Origin of the sequence: Shewanella psychrophila, assembly GCF_002005305.1 — a bacterium.
Taxonomy (GTDB): domain Bacteria; phylum Pseudomonadota; class Gammaproteobacteria; order Enterobacterales; family Shewanellaceae; genus Shewanella; species Shewanella psychrophila.
Genome location: NZ_CP014782.1, coordinates 2,720,778 through 2,742,468 on the forward strand (window position 1 = coordinate 2,720,778; position 21,691 = coordinate 2,742,468).

Below are 21,691 nucleotides of genomic sequence, written 5' to 3' on the forward strand. Positions count from 1 at the left end.
ATTAACTCCCGGTTAATACTTCCTGTTCAACACCAGCGACCACGCTCAATTGCCCCAGATTCTTTTTCCCAAATGTTGCAGCACTTGAAATCTCTATCCGTCTACAACTCACTAAATTTGCCGAGCTAGCTTTTGTGCTTCTCTGGCAGTTCACATCTCCAGCGGCCAATGGATTAAGTGTATTGGTAACCCCAAGTGCGGCATCCACGAAAGTCATAGTGCCTTCCATGTTAGCCATCGTTGCCCCTTGATTGTTTGCAACCACCCTATCTTGCGCTCCTTGAGCGGCAGACATGGCTTCGATACGTTCTGAGCCAGCACCAGCCATCTTCATCGATTGACTAGAGTTGACGGCGAGTGCAACGCCAATAACAGTCATGATAATCAGTACTATCAAGGAGAAAAAAAGTACCATACCTTCTTGTTTCTTCATGATGACCTCCTAGTTCCTTATCAACACGGGGTTTTCGAGTACTATGGTGGCTGAAACCACCTTTCTTCTAAAATGGTCATTCGTAGCAGCAATGACTTTATCACCTAGCTGGTAACTAGATTCGTTGGTGAAACCTCTGTCTTCATCAATAGATCTGACTAAAATAAATATCCTTAAAGCAACCAAGCGTTGAAATAGCTCATTATCCCACATCAAGTTAGTGACATTTTGTACAGGCATAAAACTATCGGCGGTATCATCACCATCGTTATCGAAACCATAGAGCACACGAATATTCTCGATACCTTCCACCAGCTGTTCATAACTGCCCGAAGTATTCATTCCACCATTTCTCAGCACGCGGCGGCGAAGCACCGGGACACCGCTATCTTCCTGTATGTAGTAAATATGATGCTGATACTCCCAGAAACGAGCATTGTTCATAACCGGAGTGACTTGGTCACCACTGAAAATCACAGCTTCGTTGGCTGTCGCGCCCATGTAATAACGGTTATTATCATTAGGAACAGCAACAGATGGTCCGACTAAGCGTTTGATTTGTAATACATCGGTCGAAGCTGACACTCCTGTTAAACAGGCGAAGGAATCGGCTGAAACTCCTTGTTCATATCCCCAGAGTCGACGAAAATGTGCAGGGTTATTATTGGGCAAACTCGCATTATTAGCCCCACCGCCGACACAATCACTGCCAGCTGGAATAGCAAGGGCGTTAATCTGGGTGTTAGTCCCTATAATAAAATCGGTACCCGTCATATCCGCCATAAAGCCAAGTTGGCTGACATCACGCTCAATTAAAGCTAGCGCAATACGACCGTTTTCCTGTAGCTGGTTAAACTGACTAGTCGTTACCACATTTGTTGCTGACATATTAAACATTGAAAACAAGCCGGCACTTAAAAACAACGAGATAACCATAGCTACCATTAACTCTACTAATGATAAGCCTTGTTGTACTTTTAATTTATTGCTCATAGGATTAACCAAACTAAATAATCACAGTATTAACTGAATAGGCTCTTCTACGCTTGTTAGCGGTGCCGCAGGATTTCACAAAATCTCCTGCACTGGCTGCACCATCAGAAACAGCACGAATCCCCCTCCAGGTCATCACAACCAATACGTCTCCAGTACCCGATATCTGGATACATGCGGTCGGAGCATCCAAACCACCAATAGAACGGGTACCTTTGGTTTCACCAGCCCCATTCATTGACTGCTCCCACTGAAAAAGATCCCAAGCACGCGTCTCGATGCTGGTACAAATAGCATTTCCCCCCACAGCCACATCACAGGACTTTCCTGGTGCAGATAAACTACCAGTGTAAGTACCGGCATAGCCGGCTAACTGGCTTCTATTGAGTTTCATCCGATTGATAATATCGATGGCATAAAAGGATGCTTGTGTCTGCTGGAAGGATTCGAAGCTGCCTCTCTTGGCAACAAGGTGCAGATTAAAAATACCAATCAAGCCAATAACCAAAATAACTAAGGAGACTAAAACTTCAACGAGTGAGAATCCTTTGGTTTTATTATTCATAAGCGTCAAACTCCCTTCATCCGCCACATATTTGACGCTTTAATTAGTGATTTACCTGTTAAAAATCTGTAAGTTAGCATTCTAAACCATGATATAGGTTAATCATAGTTTAGTCGAATGTTACCCGCTAGTAATATTAGTGTCTAAAAATGGAACTTGTTAGACCCGGCTTAAACTTCAAACAATAAAAAAGGAGGCCTAAGCCTCCTTTTTTATTTGTTTTCATCAATTTGCAACGGCTTCTACCTCAGCTCAGCTGGCACAGCAAAAACGGTATCTTCTTTGCGCCCCTCAACTTCAGTGATCACACTGGGTGCGAGCTCAGCAATAGCATCTATCACTTGCTTAACCAGCACCTCTGGAGCCGATGCTCCCGCAGTTACTGCCACTTTAGTCACGTTAGTGAACCAAGCAGAGTTAATATCATCAGCATTATCAACCAGATATGCTTCTGTACCACGTTTCTGTGCTAATTCTCGAAGACGATTCGAGTTAGAACTATTCTTAGATCCCACAACAATAAACAGATCCACATCATCGGCAACATTGCGTACTGCATCTTGCCTATTTTGTGTGGCATAACAGATATCATCTTTACGCGGACCTTCAATCGATGGGAAGCGTTTCTGCAACGCTGCGATGACACCTGCAGTGTCATCCATCGACAAGGTTGTCTGAGTGACGAAACACAAATTATCTGCATTCTTAACCACAAGAGACTCGACATCTGCTGGAGACTCGACCAATAAGACTCCCCCTTCAGGGTTATCGTACTGGCCCATGGTGCCTTCAACCTCAGGGTGGCCGGCGTGTCCAATAAGAATACACTCGACTCCTTTACGGCTTGCACGAGTGACCTGAAGATGAACCTTAGTAACCAGAGGGCAAGTTGCATCGAATACCTTAAGACTGCGACGCTTAGCCTCGGCTCTCACTGCCTGTGATACACCATGTGCACTAAAGATAACGATACTATCATCAGGAACCTGATCCAGTTCCTCGACAAACACAGCTCCTCGCGCCTTAAGGTTCTCGACCACATAACGGTTATGCACCACTTCATGACGCACATAGATAGGTGGAGAAAACAGCTCTAACGCACGCTCGACTATGCTGATGGCTCTATCAACACCGGCACAGAAGCCTCTGGGATTGGCAAGCTTAATCTGTAGACCATTTGCTTTATTCATACACTAAAGTACCTGTATCACTTCCAACTCAAACGTAAGCACCTGACCCGCTAAAGGGTGATTAAGATCCACCGTCACAGAATCACCAGCTATATCCCTAACGATGCCTGGAATTTCACTGCCACCCGGACCACCGAAGCTCACAATAACACCAGGCTCGAGTTCCATATCTCCGGGAAACTTACTTCTATCCATATAATGAATCGCGTCTGGATTAGACTCGCCAAAGGCATCGACAGCTTCGAGAGTGAAACTATGGGTATCACCTTCCCCAAGAGACTCGATTTGTGCCTCAAAAGCCGGACTTAAACTTTCATCACCGATATTAAGCCTCACAGGTTTACCCGAAGCCTTGGTGCTATCGGCGGTAGAGCCATCTTCAAGCACAATATTCATATGACATAAAATAGAACGTACATCAGTCAATTCAATTACTCCTTTGCAGCACTTTTTTCATCTTGCGCTTTTTTCTGTTTCTCGAGGCGATCTGAGATAAATGAGTCAATAATAATAAGTGCAGCACCGACACAAATTGCAGAATCTGCGATATTAAATGCAGGAAAGTGACTCTTGTTCCAATAAAAATCCAAGAAGTCGACCACGTATCCATGTTGCAGACGATCGATAAGATTACCTAAGGCACCACCGATAACTAAAGTATAGGCAAGGTTGAGTCGCCACATCTTTGTCGGTTGTTTTCTTAACCAGAATGTCAGCAAGGCACTAAATCCCACTGCTATAAAGGTAAATAACCATTTCTGCCAACCACCAGCATCACTCAAAAAGCTGAATGCAGCCCCATAGTTACGCACATAGGTAAAATTAAATATAGGTAATAGTTTTACAGATTCATAAAGGTCAAAGTTAGCTAAGACCCATTGCTTAGAGACTTGATCGACAATGAATATCAGTACAACCACCCAGTACCAGCGTAAACCACTCTCTTTCCAATTAATTGGCATAGGGCCTTCCTCTTAAAAAAAATGACGCATAGTAGCGTCACTTTCCATAGTTCAAATATTCATGGCAGCTTTATTATTCAGCCGCCATATATAAAATATTGAGCCTGAAGATGTTATCAGGCTCTTAGTATCACAAGTTAGGCAAACTGGCGTACTTCACCCTCGCCTTCGATGTTAGTAACACATCGGGTACAAAGAGTTGGATGTGCTTCAACTTGAGCAACATCTTCTCTGTGATGCCAGCAGCGCTCACATTTAGCTGCTTCGGACTTCAACCAGCCAAGTTTAAGCGATGCAAGCTCAGTTTCAATCGCATCACTTGGCGCCTTAGACAAATCAAGTACTTGTGTTTTAGATGTCAGCAGTACGAATCTCAACTCGTCACCTAGACTGTTTAACGCTGTAGATAACGCTTCATCAGCATATAGGGTGATCTCAGCTTCCAATGAACCACCGACCAGCTTTTCACGTCTGGCTTGCTCGATAACCTTGTTGACTTCACCGCGAACGCTAAGCAACTGCTCCCAGAACTCATCACTAAGATCAGACTCTACAGTCACTGACTCTAGCCCTTGGAACCACTCTTGAGTGAATACATAAGCATCACGCTCACCAGGAAGTAGCTTCCAGATCTCATCGGCTGTGAAAGATAAGATAGGTGCAATCCAACGTACCATAGCTTCAGAAATCAAATACAGTGCACTCTGGCAACTGCGACGGGCATGGCTATCGCCTTTAGCTGTGTACTGTCTATCCTTGATGATATCGAGATAAAAACTACCAAGCTCAACCGAACAGAACTGCATTAATTTCTGAGTCACTGTGTGGAAGTTGTACTGCTCGTAGGCTTCTAATAGCTCTTCTTGCAAGGCTGCAGCACGACGTACCACCCAACGGTCCAGGGCTACCATATCTTCAATGGCGACCGCGTCTTTTACCGGGTCAAAACCGTTGATGTTAGCCAGTAAGAAACGTGTGGTGTTTCGAATTCGGCGATAGGAATCGGCGCTACGCTTGAGGATTTCATCAGAAACCGTCATTTCCCCACTATAATCCGTTGCTGCCACCCATAGACGTAGAATATCCGCGCCTAATTTATTGGTCACAGTCTGAGGAGCGATAACATTGCCCACAGATTTTGACATCTTACGGCCTTTACCATCGACGGTGAAACCGTGAGTCAATACTTGCTTATAAGGTGCTTTGCCATTCATCGCGGTCGATATCATCAAAGATGACATAAACCAACCACGATGCTGATCGCTGCCTTCAAGATAAAGGTCTATGCCATGCCCATGATATTCGGGGCGAGCCGCAACGACCGATGAGAATGAAGAACCTGAGTCATACCACACATCTAAGGTGTCAGTGACTTTACGGTATTGGTCGGCTTCATCACCTAGAAGTTCTGCCGCATCAAGATCCCACCAGGCTTGGATGCCCTCTTGTTCGATCTTATTAGCAACGCGTTCCATCAAGGAGATGCTGTCAGGATGCAACTCTTCGGTTTCACGATGAACAAACAAAGTAATAGGAACGCCCCAGGTACGCTGACGTGAGATACACCAGTCCGGACGATTCTCCACCATTTTCTCGATTCGACTCTGGCCCCAATCAGGGATCCACTGAGTCTTCTCTATTTCGCCCAGAGCTTGCTTTCTCAGGCCCTTATTATCCATAGAGATAAACCATTGAGGTGTCGCTCTAAAGATAATAGGAGTCTTGTGTCTCCAGCAATGAGGGTAACTATGAAGAATACTCTCGTGCTTGATCAACGCGCCCTTCTCTTCAAGAAGAGTGACCACATTCGCATTAGCTTTAAATACGTGTTGGCCAGCAAAAATTTCGGTATCTGATTTATAAACACCATTATCGCCAACAGGATTGGCAACTTCTAGACCATATTTCTGACCAATCACGAAATCGTCTTGACCATGGCCAGGTGCGGTATGAACAATACCCGTACCCGAATCGACAGTAACATGATCGCCTAAGATAACTGGCACATCGAAGTCATAGAAAGGATGGTCAAAGCGTAAAAGCTCTAATTCCTGACCTTTAACTTGAGCAAGGACCTTATGAGAATCGACTCCATAACGCTCCATGCATGACTCGACAAGCGCCTCGGCTAAGATAACGACTCTGGTGGCATCGTCCTTAACAAACTCAACCAATGAGTAATCAAGATCCGCTGCGATTGACAATGCACGGTTTGCAGGCAAGGTCCATGGTGTCGTAGTCCAGATAACCATAGAGACATCAGTTTCAGTCTCAACGCCACCAAACTTAGCCAACAAAGCAGCCTTATCCGTTGCAACAAAGGCAACATCGATAGCCGGAGACTTCTTATCTTCATATTCGACTTCAGCTTCGGCCAGTGCCGAGCCACAATCGGTACACCAATGCACAGGTTTGACACCTTTATGCAGATGGCCACTCTCGATCACCTTAGACAGTGAGCGCACTATGTTAGCTTCGGTATCGAAATCCATCGTTAGGTAAGGCTTATACCAATCGGCAAATACACCAAGACGAATAAAACCATCACGCTGGCCATCAACTTGCTTAGCCGCATATTCACGACACTTCTCGCGAAACTCAGCCGCGGTAACCTTATGACCAGGCTTACCCACTTTCTGCTCAACTTTTAGCTCAATAGGTAGACCATGACAATCCCAGCCAGGAATATAGGGCGCATCGAAACCAGATAGCGTCTTAGATTTTACAATAATATCTTTGAGGATTTTATTAACAGAATGACCAATATGAATATCACCGTTGGCGTAAGGAGGACCATCATGCAAAATAAATGGTGTACGGCCAATACGGCTATCACGGATCTGTTGATACAGTCCGTCTGCAGCCCAGGATTTCAACATTTCCGGCTCACGATTAGCCAGATTACCACGCATCGGAAACTCAGTTTCCGGTAAATTCAAAGTAGATTTATAGTCGCTCATTGATCCTATACCATTAATTTAGCAAAGCAGTTTAGCCTGCATCATTGCCAAGCAGAGCCTTGGCTTTGTCAGCGTCATTGTTAATTTGTTTTTTCAGCGCATCCAACGACTTGAATGGCTGCTCATCTCGAATCTTCGCTACCAACTCAACTTCGACGGTACGACCATAAAGATCATCATCGAAATCAAACAGGTGCACTTCTAACTGACAGATCTGGCCATTGACAGTCGGTCTAAAACCCACATTGGCCACGCCATCATAAATATCACTGCCGTCCCAATACAACTTAACGGCAAATACCCCCCTCACCGGAGACACTTGACGTTTAAGCGCTATATTGGCTGTTGGAAATCCTAAAGTCCTGCCTAATTTTTCCCCGTGGGCGACTTTACCACACAAGGTGAAAGGATGACCGAGCAGACGTCTCGCTTGCTCTAAGTTACCTTTAGCCAACTGATTTCTAATTTCAGTCGAACTGACTCGTTTATCGCCTAAAACGAAACTTTGAGTACTCACCACGGCAAACTGATGCTTTTCCCCAGCTAACTTAAGCATCTCAAAGTTACCTTTGCGCTGCTTACCAAAGCAAAAATCATCCCCTATTACCAAGTATTTAACCCCTAAGGACTCAATCAATAATTTGTCGATAAAGTCCTGAGCCGATAGATCAGCAAACTTAGCATTAAAGTTAATACATACTAACCTGTCAACCCCCAGCTCTTCGAGTAAAATGATTTTATCTCTAAGAGTACTGAGCCTAGCTGGCGCATTATCGCCTCTAAACATCTCTTGAGGCTGAGGCTCAAAGGTCATCAAGGTTGCAGGGACATTTAACTGTCTCGCCTTCTTGACTAACTTAGCGATAACTTCAGCGTGGCCTCGATGAACCCCATCAAAATTACCGATAGTGAGAACACAACCGTGATGTGCAGGTAAAATATTGTGAATACCGCGGATTAGTTCCATTAAATTACATAACTAGCAGGCCTAAGTGGGCGGATTATATACCAGCTGACGAGGATAATCAGCAAGGATCTTTCCCTGAGATAATTGATGTCAGTTTTAATAAACAATCAAAAGGTAAAATGCCGCCTTAATTAAGCAGGCATTTTACGGTTCACACAGCTTAGTCTCTGCAAGATATCAGCAATTCACAGCGTTACAGGCCGGTTTTTATTTTCCAGGGTCTGACTCCCAATATCACCAGAGTGATAAGATAACTGGCTCCACCACCCGCAATAAGCAACAACAAGTTCGCGGCTCGTTCATGGAACACTTGTCCTACCCAAATTTCTTGGGATGGAAGGAACTGCAGCAGTAAACCTATCATGACTCCACAAGATAACAGTGCCTTAATAAAGAAAAACGCTGTTTGTTTAGTGACCCTATATACACCAGCTTTATGCAGACCTCGATAGAGTAAACCAGCGTTGAGCAGTGCGGACATCGAAGTCGCCATGGCTAACCCAACATATCCAAAAGGAATCGCTAAAATCAGGTTAAATACCATATTACTGACCATAGCAATTATGCCATAGCGAACCGGTGTCCTCGTGTCTTGTCTAGAATAGTAACCTGGCGCCAACACCTTAATCAGCATAAAGCTCAATAACCCACAGCCATAAGCCACCAAGCTATATGATGCCATTTCAACATGGTGCAGAGTAAACTCACCACGCATAAACAGCACCATCAACATAGGTTTAGCCAGTACAATCAAACCACACATGGCGGGCATTCCTAGCAATAAAATCGCTTTAACGCCCCAATCCATAGTGGACTCAAATCCCTTTCCTTCGGCATTAACGTGCTTCCTCGACAGAGCCGGTAAAATAACCGTTGCGATTGCGATACCAAATAAACCAAGGGGGAATTCGAGCAAACGATCGGCGTAATAGAGATAACTGATAGAGCCCGTCATCAGAAAGCTAGCTATAAAAGTATCTAATAGCAGGTTAATCTGAGAGACAGACACACCAAAGAGTGCTGGTATCATCAAGGTACGAATTTTAGTCACACCTGGGTGGTTCCATCCCCAAGAAGGCTTGACTAAGGCTTTCTCTTTTAAGAGAAAAGGAATTTGAAACAAAAATTGAATTAGACCACCAAGAAATACACCAATAGACAGTCCTATCTCGGCCTGTTCCATACGAGGAGCCAGAAAAATAGCGGCACTGATAATGGCTACATTTAAAAATACCGGCGTAAATGCAGAAACAGCGAATCGTCCTCGGCTGTTTAAAATAGAGCCTGCAAGGGCGGTAAAGGTGATAAACCAGAGATAGGGGAAAGTGATCTTCAACATCAAGGATGCTAACTCAAATTTAGCCCCATCAGGCTCTCCATTTAACCATGCGAGAAACCAGCCACCACCGAATAGTGCCGTTAAGGCGGGCGAAGCGATGACACCGATTAGGGTCACCACTGTGATGATAACGCCTAATGTACCCGCCACCTTAGACAGTAAATCTCTTATCTCCTCGGAAGTTTGTTTCTGCTGATATTCAGTTAAAACAGGAACGAATGCCTGAGCGAAAGCGCCTTCTGCGAAGAGACGCCTTAGAAAGTTGGGAATTTTATTCGCGAAGAAAAAAACATCTGCGCTGGTTCCAGCCCCCATGAGATTAGCGATAACGACATCTCTGACTAAACCCAACACACGAGAAATCAACGTCATAGCACTAACAATCATGCCTGACTTAAATAAACTTTTACTCAAAAAACACCCCAGTTATGAGCGATACAATTCAGGCGAGTAGTCTCAAATATTGATTCTCCCCCTGTCACTGGCTAGCAATTGCTGCTAGAATAGTCGCCCATATTACACGAGTTAGGTTGAAGATAGCCAAGTCTGGTTGGATTAATTTATCTTTAAGATAAAGATTCAATCATTGTCATTGACAAAGTGACAAAAAAAGGGCATATTCCCGACCTTTAAAATATCTAACCCTATTTAGGAGTTGCACCTTGGCTAATAGCAAGTCTGCAAAGAAGCGCGCGCTTCAATCTGAAAAACGTCGTCAGCATAACGCTAGCCGTCGTTCAATGTTACGTTCATACGTAAAGAAAGTTATCACAGCAATTAAAGCTGGCGATCACACAGCGGCTACTGAAGCATTTAATGCTGCACAACCAATTGTTGACCGTATGGCGACTAAAGGCATTATTCACAAGAATAAAGCTGCTCGTCAGAAGTCTCGCATAAACGCTAAGATCAAAGCACTTGCTGCTTAATTTTTAGTTTATGTTTAAAAAAACCGGCCTTGGCCGGTTTTTTTATGCCTGCAATTTATGGATACTAATTCCACTCAATTTCAGGCATAAAAAAAGCAGAGCCTTCAGGCTCTGCCAATTTGATTCCCTTCACTGCTTCAATGACAATATATGTTATTGAGCAATTTGATAATTTCCGATACTTCTTTACTCTTCAAAGAGTAAAATACCGTCTGAGCTTCTTTACGAGTCTCAACTAGATTATCTTTTCGCAGCCAGGCTAAATGTTGAGAAAGAGCTGATTGACTCAAACCCAATTTCTTATTCATCTCACCAACACACATCTCTCCTTCACTAAGAAGATAGCATAGGATAAACAGACGACGTTCGTTTGCCAAAGCCTTCAACATCACAACGGCTTGGTCTGCCCGCTGCTGCATTAATTCAATATTCATTACGAGCAATTTCTCCTAAAACAATCCCCGTGACTAATATAGCGTTGCCTTACAGATATAGTCGGGACATAAAGCACACTTTTTGCTAGATTGTTTTCAAAAATGGGACATGAGTAATAAAAACAAAGGAAACTTATGAAAAACACACCCCGTAACCTGATCATTGGACTCCTCTTTGGAAGCCTTTTTGGTTGTCAGAACATATCAGCAGAAAAACCAGATGTTAAAATACCTCAGCAGTTACAGCAAAAAGCCTTGGGATCAAATTTGGCATACGAGCTGGTCGAATCCCTCACTGTAGAAGTGGGACCCAGATTGGCTGGCAGTGAAAAAGACCTCATTGCGGTTCAATGGGCTGAAGACAAACTCAATAGCCTGGGATTCGACAGAGTCTATAAGGAAGCGGTTCAAGTTCCCGTCTGGAACCGTGGGGAAGCTAAAGCAAAAATCATATCACCCTATAGCCAACCCATAGTGGTAACCGCTCTGGGTGGCAGTATTGCAACGCCAAAGACAGGAATACAGGCCTCCATCGCCCGATTCGATAGTTTAGCGGCATTAAAATTGGCCTCTAAGGCTGAAGTCAAAGGCAAGATAGTCTTTATCGACCATATCACCGAGCGTCATATCACAGGTAAAGGCTATGGAAAAACCGTGGGTGGTCGTTCTCGCGGCGCCATCACGGCAGCGGAGAAAGGCGCATTGGCTATTGTGATCCGCTCCATAGGCACAGATCACGACCGCATGGCTCACACAGGTATGATGCGCTACAAAGAGGGAGTAGCTAAAATCCCTGCTGCCGCGATGTCTAATCCGGATGCAGATCTCATCAAGTTGATGCTCAAACGAGATCCTAACGTGGTGCTTGACCTGTTCATGTCTCCCCAGCGTTTAGGGTATGCGACCTCATATAACGTTATCGCTGAAGTCACCGGCGGCAGCAAGCCCGATGAGATAGTGCTCATTGGGGCTCATTTAGATTCTTGGGATGAAGGAACAGGCGCCATCGATGATGGCGCAGGCGTGGCCATCGTTACATCGGCAGGGAAGCTCATTCAAGATCTGCCCATCAAGCCAGCACGTACGGTTAGAGTCGTACTCTATGCGGCCGAAGAAGTAGGCTTGGTCGGTGGTAAAGCTTACGCTAAGGCACATCAGCATGAGCTAGCCAAACATTACATAGCTGCCGAATCAGATTTCGGTGCAGGTCGTATCTATCAGATCGATTATAAAGTCAATGAAAAGGCCTTCACGCCATTACAGGCTCTTAGCTCCCCTATGATTCAAAACGGTGTTGTAATGGGCAATAATACTGCCTCAGGCGGCCCTGATGTCTCTATGCTGCCAAAGCAAGGCGTACCAGTGGCTTCACTGAGGCAAGATGGACGTGATTACTTTGATTATCACCACACACCAAATGACACCTTAGATAAAATCGATCCAGAGTCGTTAAAGCAGAACGTGGCCGCTTATGCCCAATTTGCGTATCTGATGGCACAATCGGAAATTAATTTACGCCCAATTGAGGTCGCTAAATAGCTGTTTAGCGGTTCAGCTGTTTTTGCCTTTGGGCACGATTTAGCTTTCATCTGATAACTAGTTAAACCACCGTCTATCGTCACGGTGGTTTAACTTTTTGATATTGGGTAGTTTGTTTGAAGATCGATCCTTCATGGTTATCTATCGCCTGCAGCGGGCTTATGTGCAGATACTTCTGCGAGACGCCGTGAACACATCCCTGTGGGCTCTGCGGTTTCATCCCTGAAACCGAAGCTCGCAGCCGTATCTACACAGGGTGATTCAAAAGAAGGTTATTTATTTAACCTTACCTGTAAACAATTTTAAATCATGAGACCTACCTAATTAGCTGCGACCCCTTTGTTCGATTTTTATCTTATAGCGACTAACATCGAGTAGTAAATAACTCACTTATCGTTAATTTTAGACAGTTCTATGGTTAAATCTATGTAGTATTCAGCTTCTTGATCAAGTGCATCAAGGCTTACATCAGGAACAGAAGAACTGTTATTAGCTATTTGAACATCTTTAAGAGCTTGTTCAATAGTTACACTGGCAGCTAGTTCATCTGTGCTTACATATTTCTTGAGGTAGCTGGTGTAGCTGTAGCGTGGAAAGTATAAATTGATAAGCATTTCTAGGTGTTTATGCTTCTTTAGTAAATCGTCCTTTACCTCAGAGTAAACTAACCCAGCCTTCTTCACATTCATACCAGCCATAACACTATCAAGATGGCGCTGCTCTTGGGCTCCTATTTCCTGCATATTTTCAATTAGGTGGATACAGTCATTAGTTATTTTGTATAGTTCTTCTATTTTAGAAACTCTGAATGCCGTCGATTCTCTCTTGGTAATTTGACGTTGTGTGTACCAAACCCCAACCCCTACAAAGAAAGCTGATAGTATAATTGCTAAGAACCTCGCTCTGTCTGAAGGGTCTGCAAACATCTCAACTATGTACATAAAGTCAACTCACTGTATTCGTTGTTTAAATCAATGCCACTATACCTTAATTTTGGGATTAATACGGGGCGCCTAAAACTTATTAAGGTTAAGCACGTTCACTACATTAATTTCTACTTAGCAACTACTCCTATCTCAATCCTCAGAACCCACAGATAACATAAGAGATACCCTAATTTTTCCCCCCGATACAAGATAAAGGGATCGTAGCTAACTTAAATCGAAGAGATAAACACTCAGGTGTGAACGCGGCTGTGACCTTCCGTGACAAGGATGTCACGGCAGAGCCCACAGGGATTGTGCTCGCGGCGAGCCACAGAAGTGTTGCACTTAAGCTCACGGCAGATGATAGATAAAACTGAAGTAAAATGATTCATTAAGCTAACCAAGTAACAAACTAACCTAATGAACCCTATCTAAAAAGCTATTTGAAACTTGCTAGCTGGCAAGTAGCACAAATGGCGTGTCACAGAAGTGTTTGCACTTAAGCCTGCTGCAGGCAATAAACACCATTGAAGCTATGGTACTTAGCAAACTAATCAAGTACCAAACCAGCTAAATGAAACTAAAAAATGTAATCCAGCTTCATTCGAAGGCTTACCTACAATTGTTCTTCACGCAAAAATACGGGTGAAAGCTGCGTTGATTCAGCTTCACAGTAGTGGTAGCCAGCACTATCAAATTTGATCAGCTCAGTAAGGGTACTCACCTTGTTGTCGAGAATATAGCGAACCATCATTCCGCGGGCTTTCTTGGCGAAGAAACTGATCACCTTGTATTGACCGTTTTTACGGTCTTTAAATACCGGCGTTATGATAGTACCCTTCACTAGCTTGGGCTTAACCGACTTGAAGTATTCGTTCGAGGCCAGGTTGACGAGGATATCATCGCCCTGCTCTTCCAGAGCGAGATTTACCTCATCGGTAACCGCATTGCCCCAAAACTGATAAAGGTTTGTGCCTTTCTGGTTAGTTAATCGGGTGCCCATCTCTAAACGATATGGCTGCATCAAATCCAGAGGACGCAAGAGGCCGTATAAGCCTGAGAGTATTCTAAGGTGCTTCTGAGCACGTGTTATGCCTTCTGCGGGCAAAGTGTCAGCATCTAATCCGGTATAGACATCACCGCGAAATGCATACAAGGCCTGCTTAGCATTGTCGGTAGAAAACAATGGGCTCCAACTCTCGAAGCGTGCAGCATTTAATCCGGCAATTTTATCACTCACCTTCATCAGGGAAGCTATCTCCGCTGGCGTCAATTTACGACACTCTTCGATTAACTGAGCGCTGTAATCGACAAGCTTAGGCAAGGTAAATTCAGCCGTCCCTGCGGGGTTCTCATAGTCTAATGTTTTTGCTGGTGAAACTAAAACTAACATAGCTGATCCTTATTGAACTTTATTGCTTGCTATCATACTGATGCAAACATAAAAAAACCACGCTAATTAGCGTGGTTTTTTAGATAGAGCCGATTCAGTTTACCGAATCAGTTCAACGAAAATTATGCCTTTTCAGCCATTTTTGCCGTTGACCACTCACCTTCCTCAATACCCTCAATCTCAGGGAATTGTTTAGGATCGAATGTTGGGGTAAGCCCATTTTTCATCTGTATTTCATAGTCTTTAATCACTGCGAATGCCACCTTAGATAACATGGTAATTGCCGCGATATTCACTAGTGCCATCAATCCCATAGAGACATCGGCAAAGTTCCATACTAGCTGTAGTGATGCTACAGAGCCCGCCATAACCATAGCCAAAACCAGGCCACGGAAGATATAAAGCACCTTCTTGCTCTTAGTTAAGAACATGATGTTGCTTTCCGCATAACTGTAGTTCGCAATGATCGATGTGAAACAGAACAGCAAAATGGCAAAAGAGATGAAATATGCTGACCAGCCACCTAACTCATTAGTCAGAGCCAACTGTAACAATCCAATTCCTTTCTGCTCTCCAGGGTTATCTAACACGCCAGATAGCAAGATAATCGCAGCCGATGCAGTACAGATAACGATAGTATCGACAAACACGCCTATCATCTGCACAAAGCCTTGAGATGCCGGATGATTAGGGTTCGGTGTAGCTGAAGCCGCAATATTAGCCGCACTACCCATGCCCGCTTCGTTAGAGAACAGACCACGAGCGATACCCGCCATCAAAGCACCCATTGCGCCACCAGCGGCCTCTTCCCAACCAAATGCGCTCTTAACGATTAAGGTCAATGCTGCAGGTACTTGATCAATATTCAATACCAGAACAACCATGGCAATAGCTAGATAAGCCACAGCCATCACAGGCACTATCAGCTCGGAAGCACGAGCTACCTTTTTAAGGCCGCCACAGATGATATAGGCTGAAGCGAGTACTATGATGACTCCAACAATCGTCTTGTCAAAGCCGAAGGCATTATTGAGGGCATCGGTCATGGTATTGGCTTGAGCCGCATTGAAAGCGAAGCCAAAAGCTATGATAAGCAATATGGAGAAAAGGGTTCCCATCCAACGCTTACCTAAGCCTTGCTCCATATAATAGGCTGGGCCTCCACGAAACTGACCTTCGCTGTCTTTAACTTTATAGACTTGAGCCAAAGTTGACTCAACGAATGCCGTCGCCATGCCTAATAATGCGATTAACCACATCCAAAAAATAGCACCCGCACCACCTACGGTAATCGCTACGGCAACGCCGGCCATATTACCAGTACCGACACGAGCAGCCATTGAGGTACAAAAGACCTGGAATGACGAAATCCCATCGACCTTTTCACGGCCTTGAATAACAATCTTGGCACCATGACCAAATAAACGGAACTGAATAAACCCCAGACGAAGTGTAAACAACACACCCGCAGCGACCAGTACATATATAAGCACGCTACCCCATAACATGCCATTAATGGCATTCACTACAGATTCAATAGCGCTAATTAATGATTCAAACATAATTCTTAATCTATCCCCATGATAATTACGGAAGCTTATACCATCAGCTCCGTGACTAACGTGTTTTAGTTTTCTTCCATCTATTCGATAAAAATTGGTAATTTTCTTTTAGAGTTTTGCTTTCGTGAATTTATTACATCACGCCCACCAATTTTCGCTGAGGCAAAATAGCATACCATCAAACTCACCTCGCGTGACCCAGATCACAGTTAATCATTTACATAACACCACCATCACCATCACATACCAAAACAAAATTAAGTTAGGCTAGCAACCGATTATACAAGTTTTTCACCTACACATCGCAACAAAATTGAAATGTTATGACTTTACAAAAACAAGATGTAGGACACATTCTTGTAATAAAATTACAAATATAGTGGTTTACATGAGCTTTGATTAACTTTTTGCTTACTATAAATGGGGTTATTTATGTCACAACAGCAAGAGATAGGCGCATTAAAGAAATTTGTAAGGGCTACAAACTTTCTAGCGACATCACAAATTTATCTAAAGAATAACGTACTTCATAAGCGTGCACTTGCGCACACAGATATCAAGCCTAGACTGTTAGGTCATTGGGGGACTTGCCCTGGTATCAACTTTGTCTACGCTAACATCAACCGTCTTATCGTTAAAAACAACCGCTCATTCGTCTACCTAGTAGGCCCAGGTCACGGTTTCCCTGCAGTACAAGCTAACCTCTTCATGGAAGGTTCTCTTAGTCATTATTACCCTGAAACCATTCCATACAATGAAGAAGGTATCACAGATATCTGTCAGAAGTTCTCTGCAGCTTATGGTTACCCTTCTCATGCAAACCCTGAAGCACCAGGACAAATTCTCGAAGGTGGCGAACTAGGTTATTCACTTTCAGTTGCTTGGGGGGCTGTGCTCGATAATCCAGGCCTTATTGCAGCGTGTCTGATTGGTGATGGCGAGTCGGAAACAGGTCCTCTTGCCGCTTCCTGGTATGCCAACCGTTTAGTAGACCCGGCCACTAACGGTGCGGTACTACCCATAGTTCATATCAACGGCTACAAGATCTCTGGCCCCACTCGTATGGGTCGAATGAGCCACGAAGAGTTAGATCTCGAATTCCGCGGCCTAGGCTATCACCCAATCATAGTTGACGATGAACTTGAAGAAGACGTCTATGTGCAGATGATAAATGCTATGGACAAGTCATATGAGATGATCACAGACATTCAGAAACGCGCTCGCAGCGGGGAAGATGTGGTTAAGCCACGCTGGCCGGTGATCTTGATGCGTACCGCAAAAGGTTGGACGGGTACAGCTCAGTACAATGGCAAGAAGCTTGAAGGTAACTGCGAATCTCATCAGGTTATTGTCAACAAATGTGCTAGCGATAGGGGTCATCTAGACGCACTCGACACCTGGTTAGCAAGCTATAAGTTTAATGAACTTTATTCGATTAACGATAAAGGCGAGCTCATCTTCGATGAAGAGATTCAATCTCTGCTTCCGCCTAAAGAGTTAACCTGTGGTCGTCAGCACCTAAGTTATGGCGGAGAGGTGGTCCGTGCACTTACAAACCCAGATCTATCTAAATTAGCTTACGGTCCAGAAACGCCTCGTGGTACCCGTGGTCACTCCATGTACAAGATGGGGGAGTGGATGCGTGATGCGATGAAACTTAACCGTGACCAACGTAATCTTCGTATCTTCAGCCCTGATGAAACTTATTCAAACCAGCTTCAAGCCGTATTCGAAGAGACAGACAGAGCATGGCAGTGGCCCATAGAAGAGTGGGATCAAGACATGGCCCGTGATGGTCGCGTCATCGAGCTACTATCCGAGAACTTGCTCTTCGGCATGATGCATGGTTATACAGTGACAGGTCGTCACGCCATGTTCCCAACTTATGAGTCATTCTCGCAAGTTGTTTCATCAATGGCAGACCAATACTGTAAGTATGTCTATGCCAGTCAGGGCGTTCATTTCCGTAAGCCGGTACCGTCATGTAACGTGGTACTCTCTTCATTGCTTGAACGCCAAGACCACAATGGTTACTCGCATCAGAACCCATCATTTTTAGGTGCTATGCTTGAGAAGCATCCTAAGATCATCTCGGCTTATCTGCCTGCCGACGGTAACAGCACATTAGTCTACACAGAACGCGCCTATGCCGACCGAGATAAATTAAACATCTTAGTGGCCGGTAAGAAAGATCTTCCACAATGGCTATCACTCGATGAAGCACGCCAACAAGCGAAAGATGGTGTCATGGTTTGGGATTTTGCCTCTGACGATAACCCTGATGTAGTTCTGGTAGGTTGTGGTGATTACGTCACTCAAGAAGCCATGGCCTCTTTAGTCTTAATCAGAGAAATCTTACCACGTGTTCGTATTCGTTTCGTCAGTGTCACCGAACTTACCAGCAGCGGCTTGGGTAGCCTCGACTTCCAAAGCAAGCCTTGGTTAATGGATGAAGTATTCACCTCAGATAAGGGCGTAATTTTCAACTACCACGGCTATCCAAATACCATTAAGAAACTGGTATTCGATTATAAAGGCAGTGACAGGTTCAGAATCAAGGGCTACGAGGAAGAAGGCTCTACTACCACGCCATTCGATATGGGTGTCAGAAACGGAACCTCACGTTACCATCTCGTTATCGACATGGCCTACAAGTTATTCCAGCAAGGCGTTATCGATGAGACACAACATGTCACCATCACTACAGATATGCTTCAACGCTTGGTAGAACACAGAAATTATATCAAAGCAAACGGTGTCGACCCTATCAGTTTAGAGAACTGGGTCTGGACTCGATAAAGAACATAAATAAAACACCATAGAAACACGTTAACAACAACTCGGAGTGCATTCTTTTAGAATGCACTTTTTTTATGCATATAAAACTATAAGCTTGATGATTTAAATCACATTTGCATTGGAAATAGATCGCAATCCCGTAGATAATAGCGACAGCTGGCGATAAAACTAAAGGAATCCCCTCCCAAAGTGCTGGCGGTGTTTCATCTTCAGGTGAAATAGCATTGGGGAATGATTAATAACAAAGGAATTGAAATGATGAACAATACATTGAAAGCTATTCTGCTGACTTCAATGCTCCCTTTCGCTGCTAACGCGGCACAAGAACTCACTCCTTGGTATGTCGGTGGCGGTCTTGGCGTAAATAATTACGAGCCAAACTGCGACATGAAGACCATGAAGAGCTGTGGCAAAGATGATCCTTACGCATGGGATGTGTTTGGTGGTTATCTTTTCAACGACTATTTCGGCGTTGAATTAGGTTATCGCGATCTTGGCCGTGCCGAATGGGTCGATTACGCCAACAAGATGAATGATGTAGGTGCTAAAGGATTGACCCTAGGTGTTGTGGGTTTCTGGCCAATCGCTAACCGCTGGAGCCTATCGGCTGAAGCTGGTGCGATGAATTACACTCTGTCGAACAACAAAGAGTATGGCAGTGAGTATTACAGTGACAGCGGTATTGCACCATACATTGGCGCAGGTATCGGATATAACATCACCGAAAACTTGAAACTTCAGGCCAAGTATCGTCGTTACGAAAACTTAGATGAAGACAAGTGGAACACACTTGCTATGGAAAGCAACTACTGGGGTCTAGAGCTTAGCTACCGTTTCGGTACTCCGGCACCCGTCGTAGTCGCTCCCTTGGTCCTAGCGCCTATCGATTCAGACAATGATGGCGTCACCGACGATATAGATCAGTGTCCAGACACTCCTGCCAACCACAAGGTTGATGCGAAAGGTTGTACAGTTTACACAGAGACGACAGAACAGCGCGATGTGGGCTCTATACAGTTCGCGAATAACTCGTCTGTGGTAAAGACTGAGTCTTTCGAGCGCATTGAGAAGCTGGCCACTTACATGAACAAGAACCCTAAATCGACTGTGTTGATCTCGGGTCACGCTTCAGATATAGGTAAAGCCGACTACAACATGGCCTTGTCAGACAAGCGTGCGAAAGCCGTTGCTAAGATCCTTGTCGAGAAGTATGGCATTAGCCAAGATCGCGTAGAAGCTAAAGGTTTCGGTATCACACAGCCTGTTATCCAAGGTAACAGCGCCGAAGCCAATAAGGCTAATCGTCGTATCGAAGCTCACGTTACTGGCGTGAAAAAAGAAGCACTGATTAAGTAATCACACTCTCTTGTCGATACATAAAAAATCGCTGCCTAGTGCAGCGATTTTTTTATGAGACAGATTCAATCCAAGAGCTTAATCTTGTCTATTTTCTAACTAGGCCTATTCTTTCACTCATTATTATCCAGAGCTTAATGATGCTGTAATAGTAAAGCTGGATTTTATCTATATCCAAATTAGGCTTACAGGCTATACTCTGCCCTACCTATTTTTGACTAATATTTAGGGTAAACTGGCTCTTTAAAAGCATTTTTACTGATATTTTACAACTTTCCTGTAATTTTTTTTCATTTACGGTTGGAAATATCATCAAGATCGCTTCTAATACTCCCAAGCAATCACAAACCTTAAGCTGCTTCTTAAGAAGGATGTTATTTTTATGGCTAATACACTCGAGCAATTGAAATCTTTTACCACCATAGTCGCCGATACAGGTGACATTGAGGCCATCAAGCGTTACCAACCACAAGACGCTACTACCAACCCGTCTCTCATTTTGAAAGCAGCCCAGATCCCAGATTATGGTCATCTAATCGACAATGCTATCACTTGGGCTAAATCACAAAGTGATGTAATTGAGCAACAGCTCGAGGATGCGGGCGACAAACTTGCGGTTAATATTGGCGTTGAGATCTTAAAAATAGTACCTGGTCGTATCTCCACAGAAGTTGACGCTAGGCTCTCTTTTGACCAAGCCGGTTCGATCGAAAAAGCTCACAAGTTGATTGAACTTTATCGAGAAGCTGGCATAGATAAGTCTCGTATTCTGATCAAGCTGGCATCTACGTGGGAAGGCATATGCGCCGCTAAACAACTAGAACAAGAAGGCATTAACTGTAACTTAACTCTACTATTTAGCTTTGCTCAGGCACGCGCTTGTGCTGAAGCCGGTGTTTATCTTATCTCTCCGTTTGTCGGCAGAATCTTAGATTGGTATAAGAAAGACACAGGTCAGGACTACAGTGCTAGTGAAGACCCAGGTGTTGTTTCGGTTACTGAAATCTACAACTATTACAAAAGCCATGGCTTTAACACTGTCGTCATGGGCGCCAGCTTCCGCAACACAGGTGAAATCATTGAGCTTGCGGGCTGTGACCGTCTAACTATTGGCCCTGCACTACTCGAAAATATGGCTAATTCACAGGCTCAGGTGGTCCGTAAACTTATTCCAACTGAGTCATCAGTTATCACTGGTGAGCCACTGACAGAGGCACAGTTCCGCTGGGAATTTAACGAAGATCCTATGGCGGTTGAAAAACTTGCCGAAGGGATCAGAAACTTCGCTATCGACCAAGGCAAGCTCGAAGTGATGCTGAAAGAGAAACTGGCTTCTTAAGGAGT

Annotated in this window: 18 protein-coding genes; 5 read left to right on the plus strand and 13 right to left on the minus strand. The window is 44.2% G+C overall.

Translation table 11 applies throughout. The features are described 5' to 3' along the window. Position 1: 1 nt before the first annotated feature. The 9 genes from sps_RS11690 to murJ all read right to left on the minus strand — a co-directional run bounded on the left by sps_RS11690 (position 2) and on the right by murJ (position 9,823). Positions 2-433 (minus strand): pilus assembly PilX family protein, encoded by a 432-nt coding sequence (locus sps_RS11690; protein WP_077752689.1) that lies wholly within the window; start codon positions 431-433, stop codon positions 2-4. A gap of 9 nt (positions 434-442) precedes the next feature. Next, positions 443-1,426 carry a PilW family protein gene (locus sps_RS11695; RefSeq protein ID WP_077752690.1) on the minus strand — a complete coding sequence of 328 codons (984 nt, stop codon included), beginning with the start codon at positions 1,424-1,426 and terminating at the stop codon, positions 443-445. A 13-nt stretch (positions 1,427-1,439) separates the two neighbouring features. Next, positions 1,440-1,991 (minus strand): type IV pilus modification protein PilV, encoded by a 552-nt coding sequence (pilV, locus tag sps_RS11700; protein ID WP_077752691.1) that lies wholly within the window; start codon positions 1,989-1,991, stop codon positions 1,440-1,442. 242 nt (positions 1,992-2,233) lie between these two features. Then, positions 2,234-3,181 carry a 4-hydroxy-3-methylbut-2-enyl diphosphate reductase gene (ispH, locus tag sps_RS11705; RefSeq protein WP_077752692.1) on the minus strand — a complete coding sequence of 316 codons (948 nt, stop codon included), beginning with the start codon at positions 3,179-3,181 and terminating at the stop codon, positions 2,234-2,236. Positions 3,182-3,184: 3 nt separating this feature from the next. Continuing rightward, positions 3,185-3,607 carry an FKBP-type peptidyl-prolyl cis-trans isomerase gene (fkpB, locus tag sps_RS11710; protein WP_077752693.1) on the minus strand — a complete coding sequence of 141 codons (423 nt, stop codon included), beginning with the start codon at positions 3,605-3,607 and terminating at the stop codon, positions 3,185-3,187. A gap of 5 nt (positions 3,608-3,612) precedes the next feature. Beyond that, positions 3,613-4,143: a signal peptidase II gene (gene lspA / locus sps_RS11715; protein ID WP_077752694.1), complete on the minus strand. Its 531-nt coding sequence runs from the start codon at positions 4,141-4,143 to the stop codon at positions 3,613-3,615. Between the two features lie 137 nt (positions 4,144-4,280). Beyond that, positions 4,281-7,103, minus strand: a complete 2,823-nt coding sequence (gene ileS / locus sps_RS11720; protein ID WP_077752695.1) for an isoleucine--tRNA ligase — start codon at positions 7,101-7,103, stop codon at positions 4,281-4,283. A gap of 31 nt (positions 7,104-7,134) precedes the next feature. Further along, positions 7,135-8,070, minus strand: coding sequence for a bifunctional riboflavin kinase/FAD synthetase (gene ribF / locus sps_RS11725; RefSeq protein WP_077752696.1), 936 nt, complete (start codon positions 8,068-8,070; stop codon positions 7,135-7,137). A gap of 193 nt (positions 8,071-8,263) precedes the next feature. Further along, complete coding sequence (gene murJ, locus sps_RS11730; RefSeq protein WP_077752697.1) at positions 8,264-9,823, minus strand: murein biosynthesis integral membrane protein MurJ; 1,560 nt, start codon at positions 9,821-9,823, stop codon at positions 8,264-8,266. Positions 9,824-10,071: 248 nt separating this feature from the next. On the opposite strand from murJ, the gene rpsT reads away from it, so the two are divergent. Continuing rightward, positions 10,072-10,338, plus strand: coding sequence for a 30S ribosomal protein S20 (rpsT, locus tag sps_RS11735; RefSeq protein ID WP_077752698.1), 267 nt, complete (start codon positions 10,072-10,074; stop codon positions 10,336-10,338). Positions 10,339-10,475: 137 nt separating this feature from the next. On the opposite strand, the gene sps_RS11740 is transcribed toward rpsT, so the two are convergent. Beyond that, positions 10,476-10,772 carry an ArsR/SmtB family transcription factor gene (locus sps_RS11740; protein WP_077752699.1) on the minus strand — a complete coding sequence of 99 codons (297 nt, stop codon included), beginning with the start codon at positions 10,770-10,772 and terminating at the stop codon, positions 10,476-10,478. 135 nt (positions 10,773-10,907) lie between these two features. Between sps_RS11740 and sps_RS11745 the strand changes: the two genes are divergently transcribed. Further along, a complete protein-coding gene (locus sps_RS11745; protein WP_077752700.1) occupies positions 10,908-12,311 on the plus strand; it encodes a M20/M25/M40 family metallo-hydrolase in 1,404 nt (467 codons plus the stop codon). A 386-nt stretch (positions 12,312-12,697) separates the two neighbouring features. Here sps_RS11745 and sps_RS11750 read toward each other — a convergent pair whose 3' ends face one another. From sps_RS11750 to sps_RS11760, 3 genes are all read right to left on the minus strand, one after another. Further along, positions 12,698-13,252 (minus strand): hypothetical protein, encoded by a 555-nt coding sequence (locus tag sps_RS11750; protein WP_077752701.1) that lies wholly within the window; start codon positions 13,250-13,252, stop codon positions 12,698-12,700. 601 nt (positions 13,253-13,853) lie between these two features. Next, positions 13,854-14,630, minus strand: a complete 777-nt coding sequence (gene yaaA, locus sps_RS11755; RefSeq protein WP_077752702.1) for a peroxide stress protein YaaA — start codon at positions 14,628-14,630, stop codon at positions 13,854-13,856. Between the two features lie 122 nt (positions 14,631-14,752). Further along, positions 14,753-16,192, minus strand: a complete 1,440-nt coding sequence (locus tag sps_RS11760) for an alanine/glycine:cation symporter family protein (RefSeq protein WP_077752703.1) — start codon at positions 16,190-16,192, stop codon at positions 14,753-14,755. Positions 16,193-16,624: 432 nt separating this feature from the next. On the opposite strand from sps_RS11760, the gene sps_RS11765 reads away from it, so the two are divergent. From sps_RS11765 to tal, 3 genes are all read left to right on the plus strand, one after another. Continuing rightward, complete coding sequence (locus tag sps_RS11765; RefSeq protein WP_077752704.1) at positions 16,625-18,991, plus strand: phosphoketolase family protein; 2,367 nt, start codon at positions 16,625-16,627, stop codon at positions 18,989-18,991. Positions 18,992-19,246: 255 nt separating this feature from the next. Next, positions 19,247-20,347, plus strand: a complete 1,101-nt coding sequence (locus sps_RS11770) for an OmpA family protein (RefSeq protein WP_077752705.1) — start codon at positions 19,247-19,249, stop codon at positions 20,345-20,347. A gap of 382 nt (positions 20,348-20,729) precedes the next feature. Further along, the gene (tal, locus tag sps_RS11775; RefSeq protein WP_077752706.1) at positions 20,730-21,686 is read left to right on the plus strand and encodes a transaldolase; all 957 of its coding nucleotides are present in this window, start codon (positions 20,730-20,732) and stop codon (positions 21,684-21,686) included. Positions 21,687-21,691 lie beyond the last annotated feature (5 nt).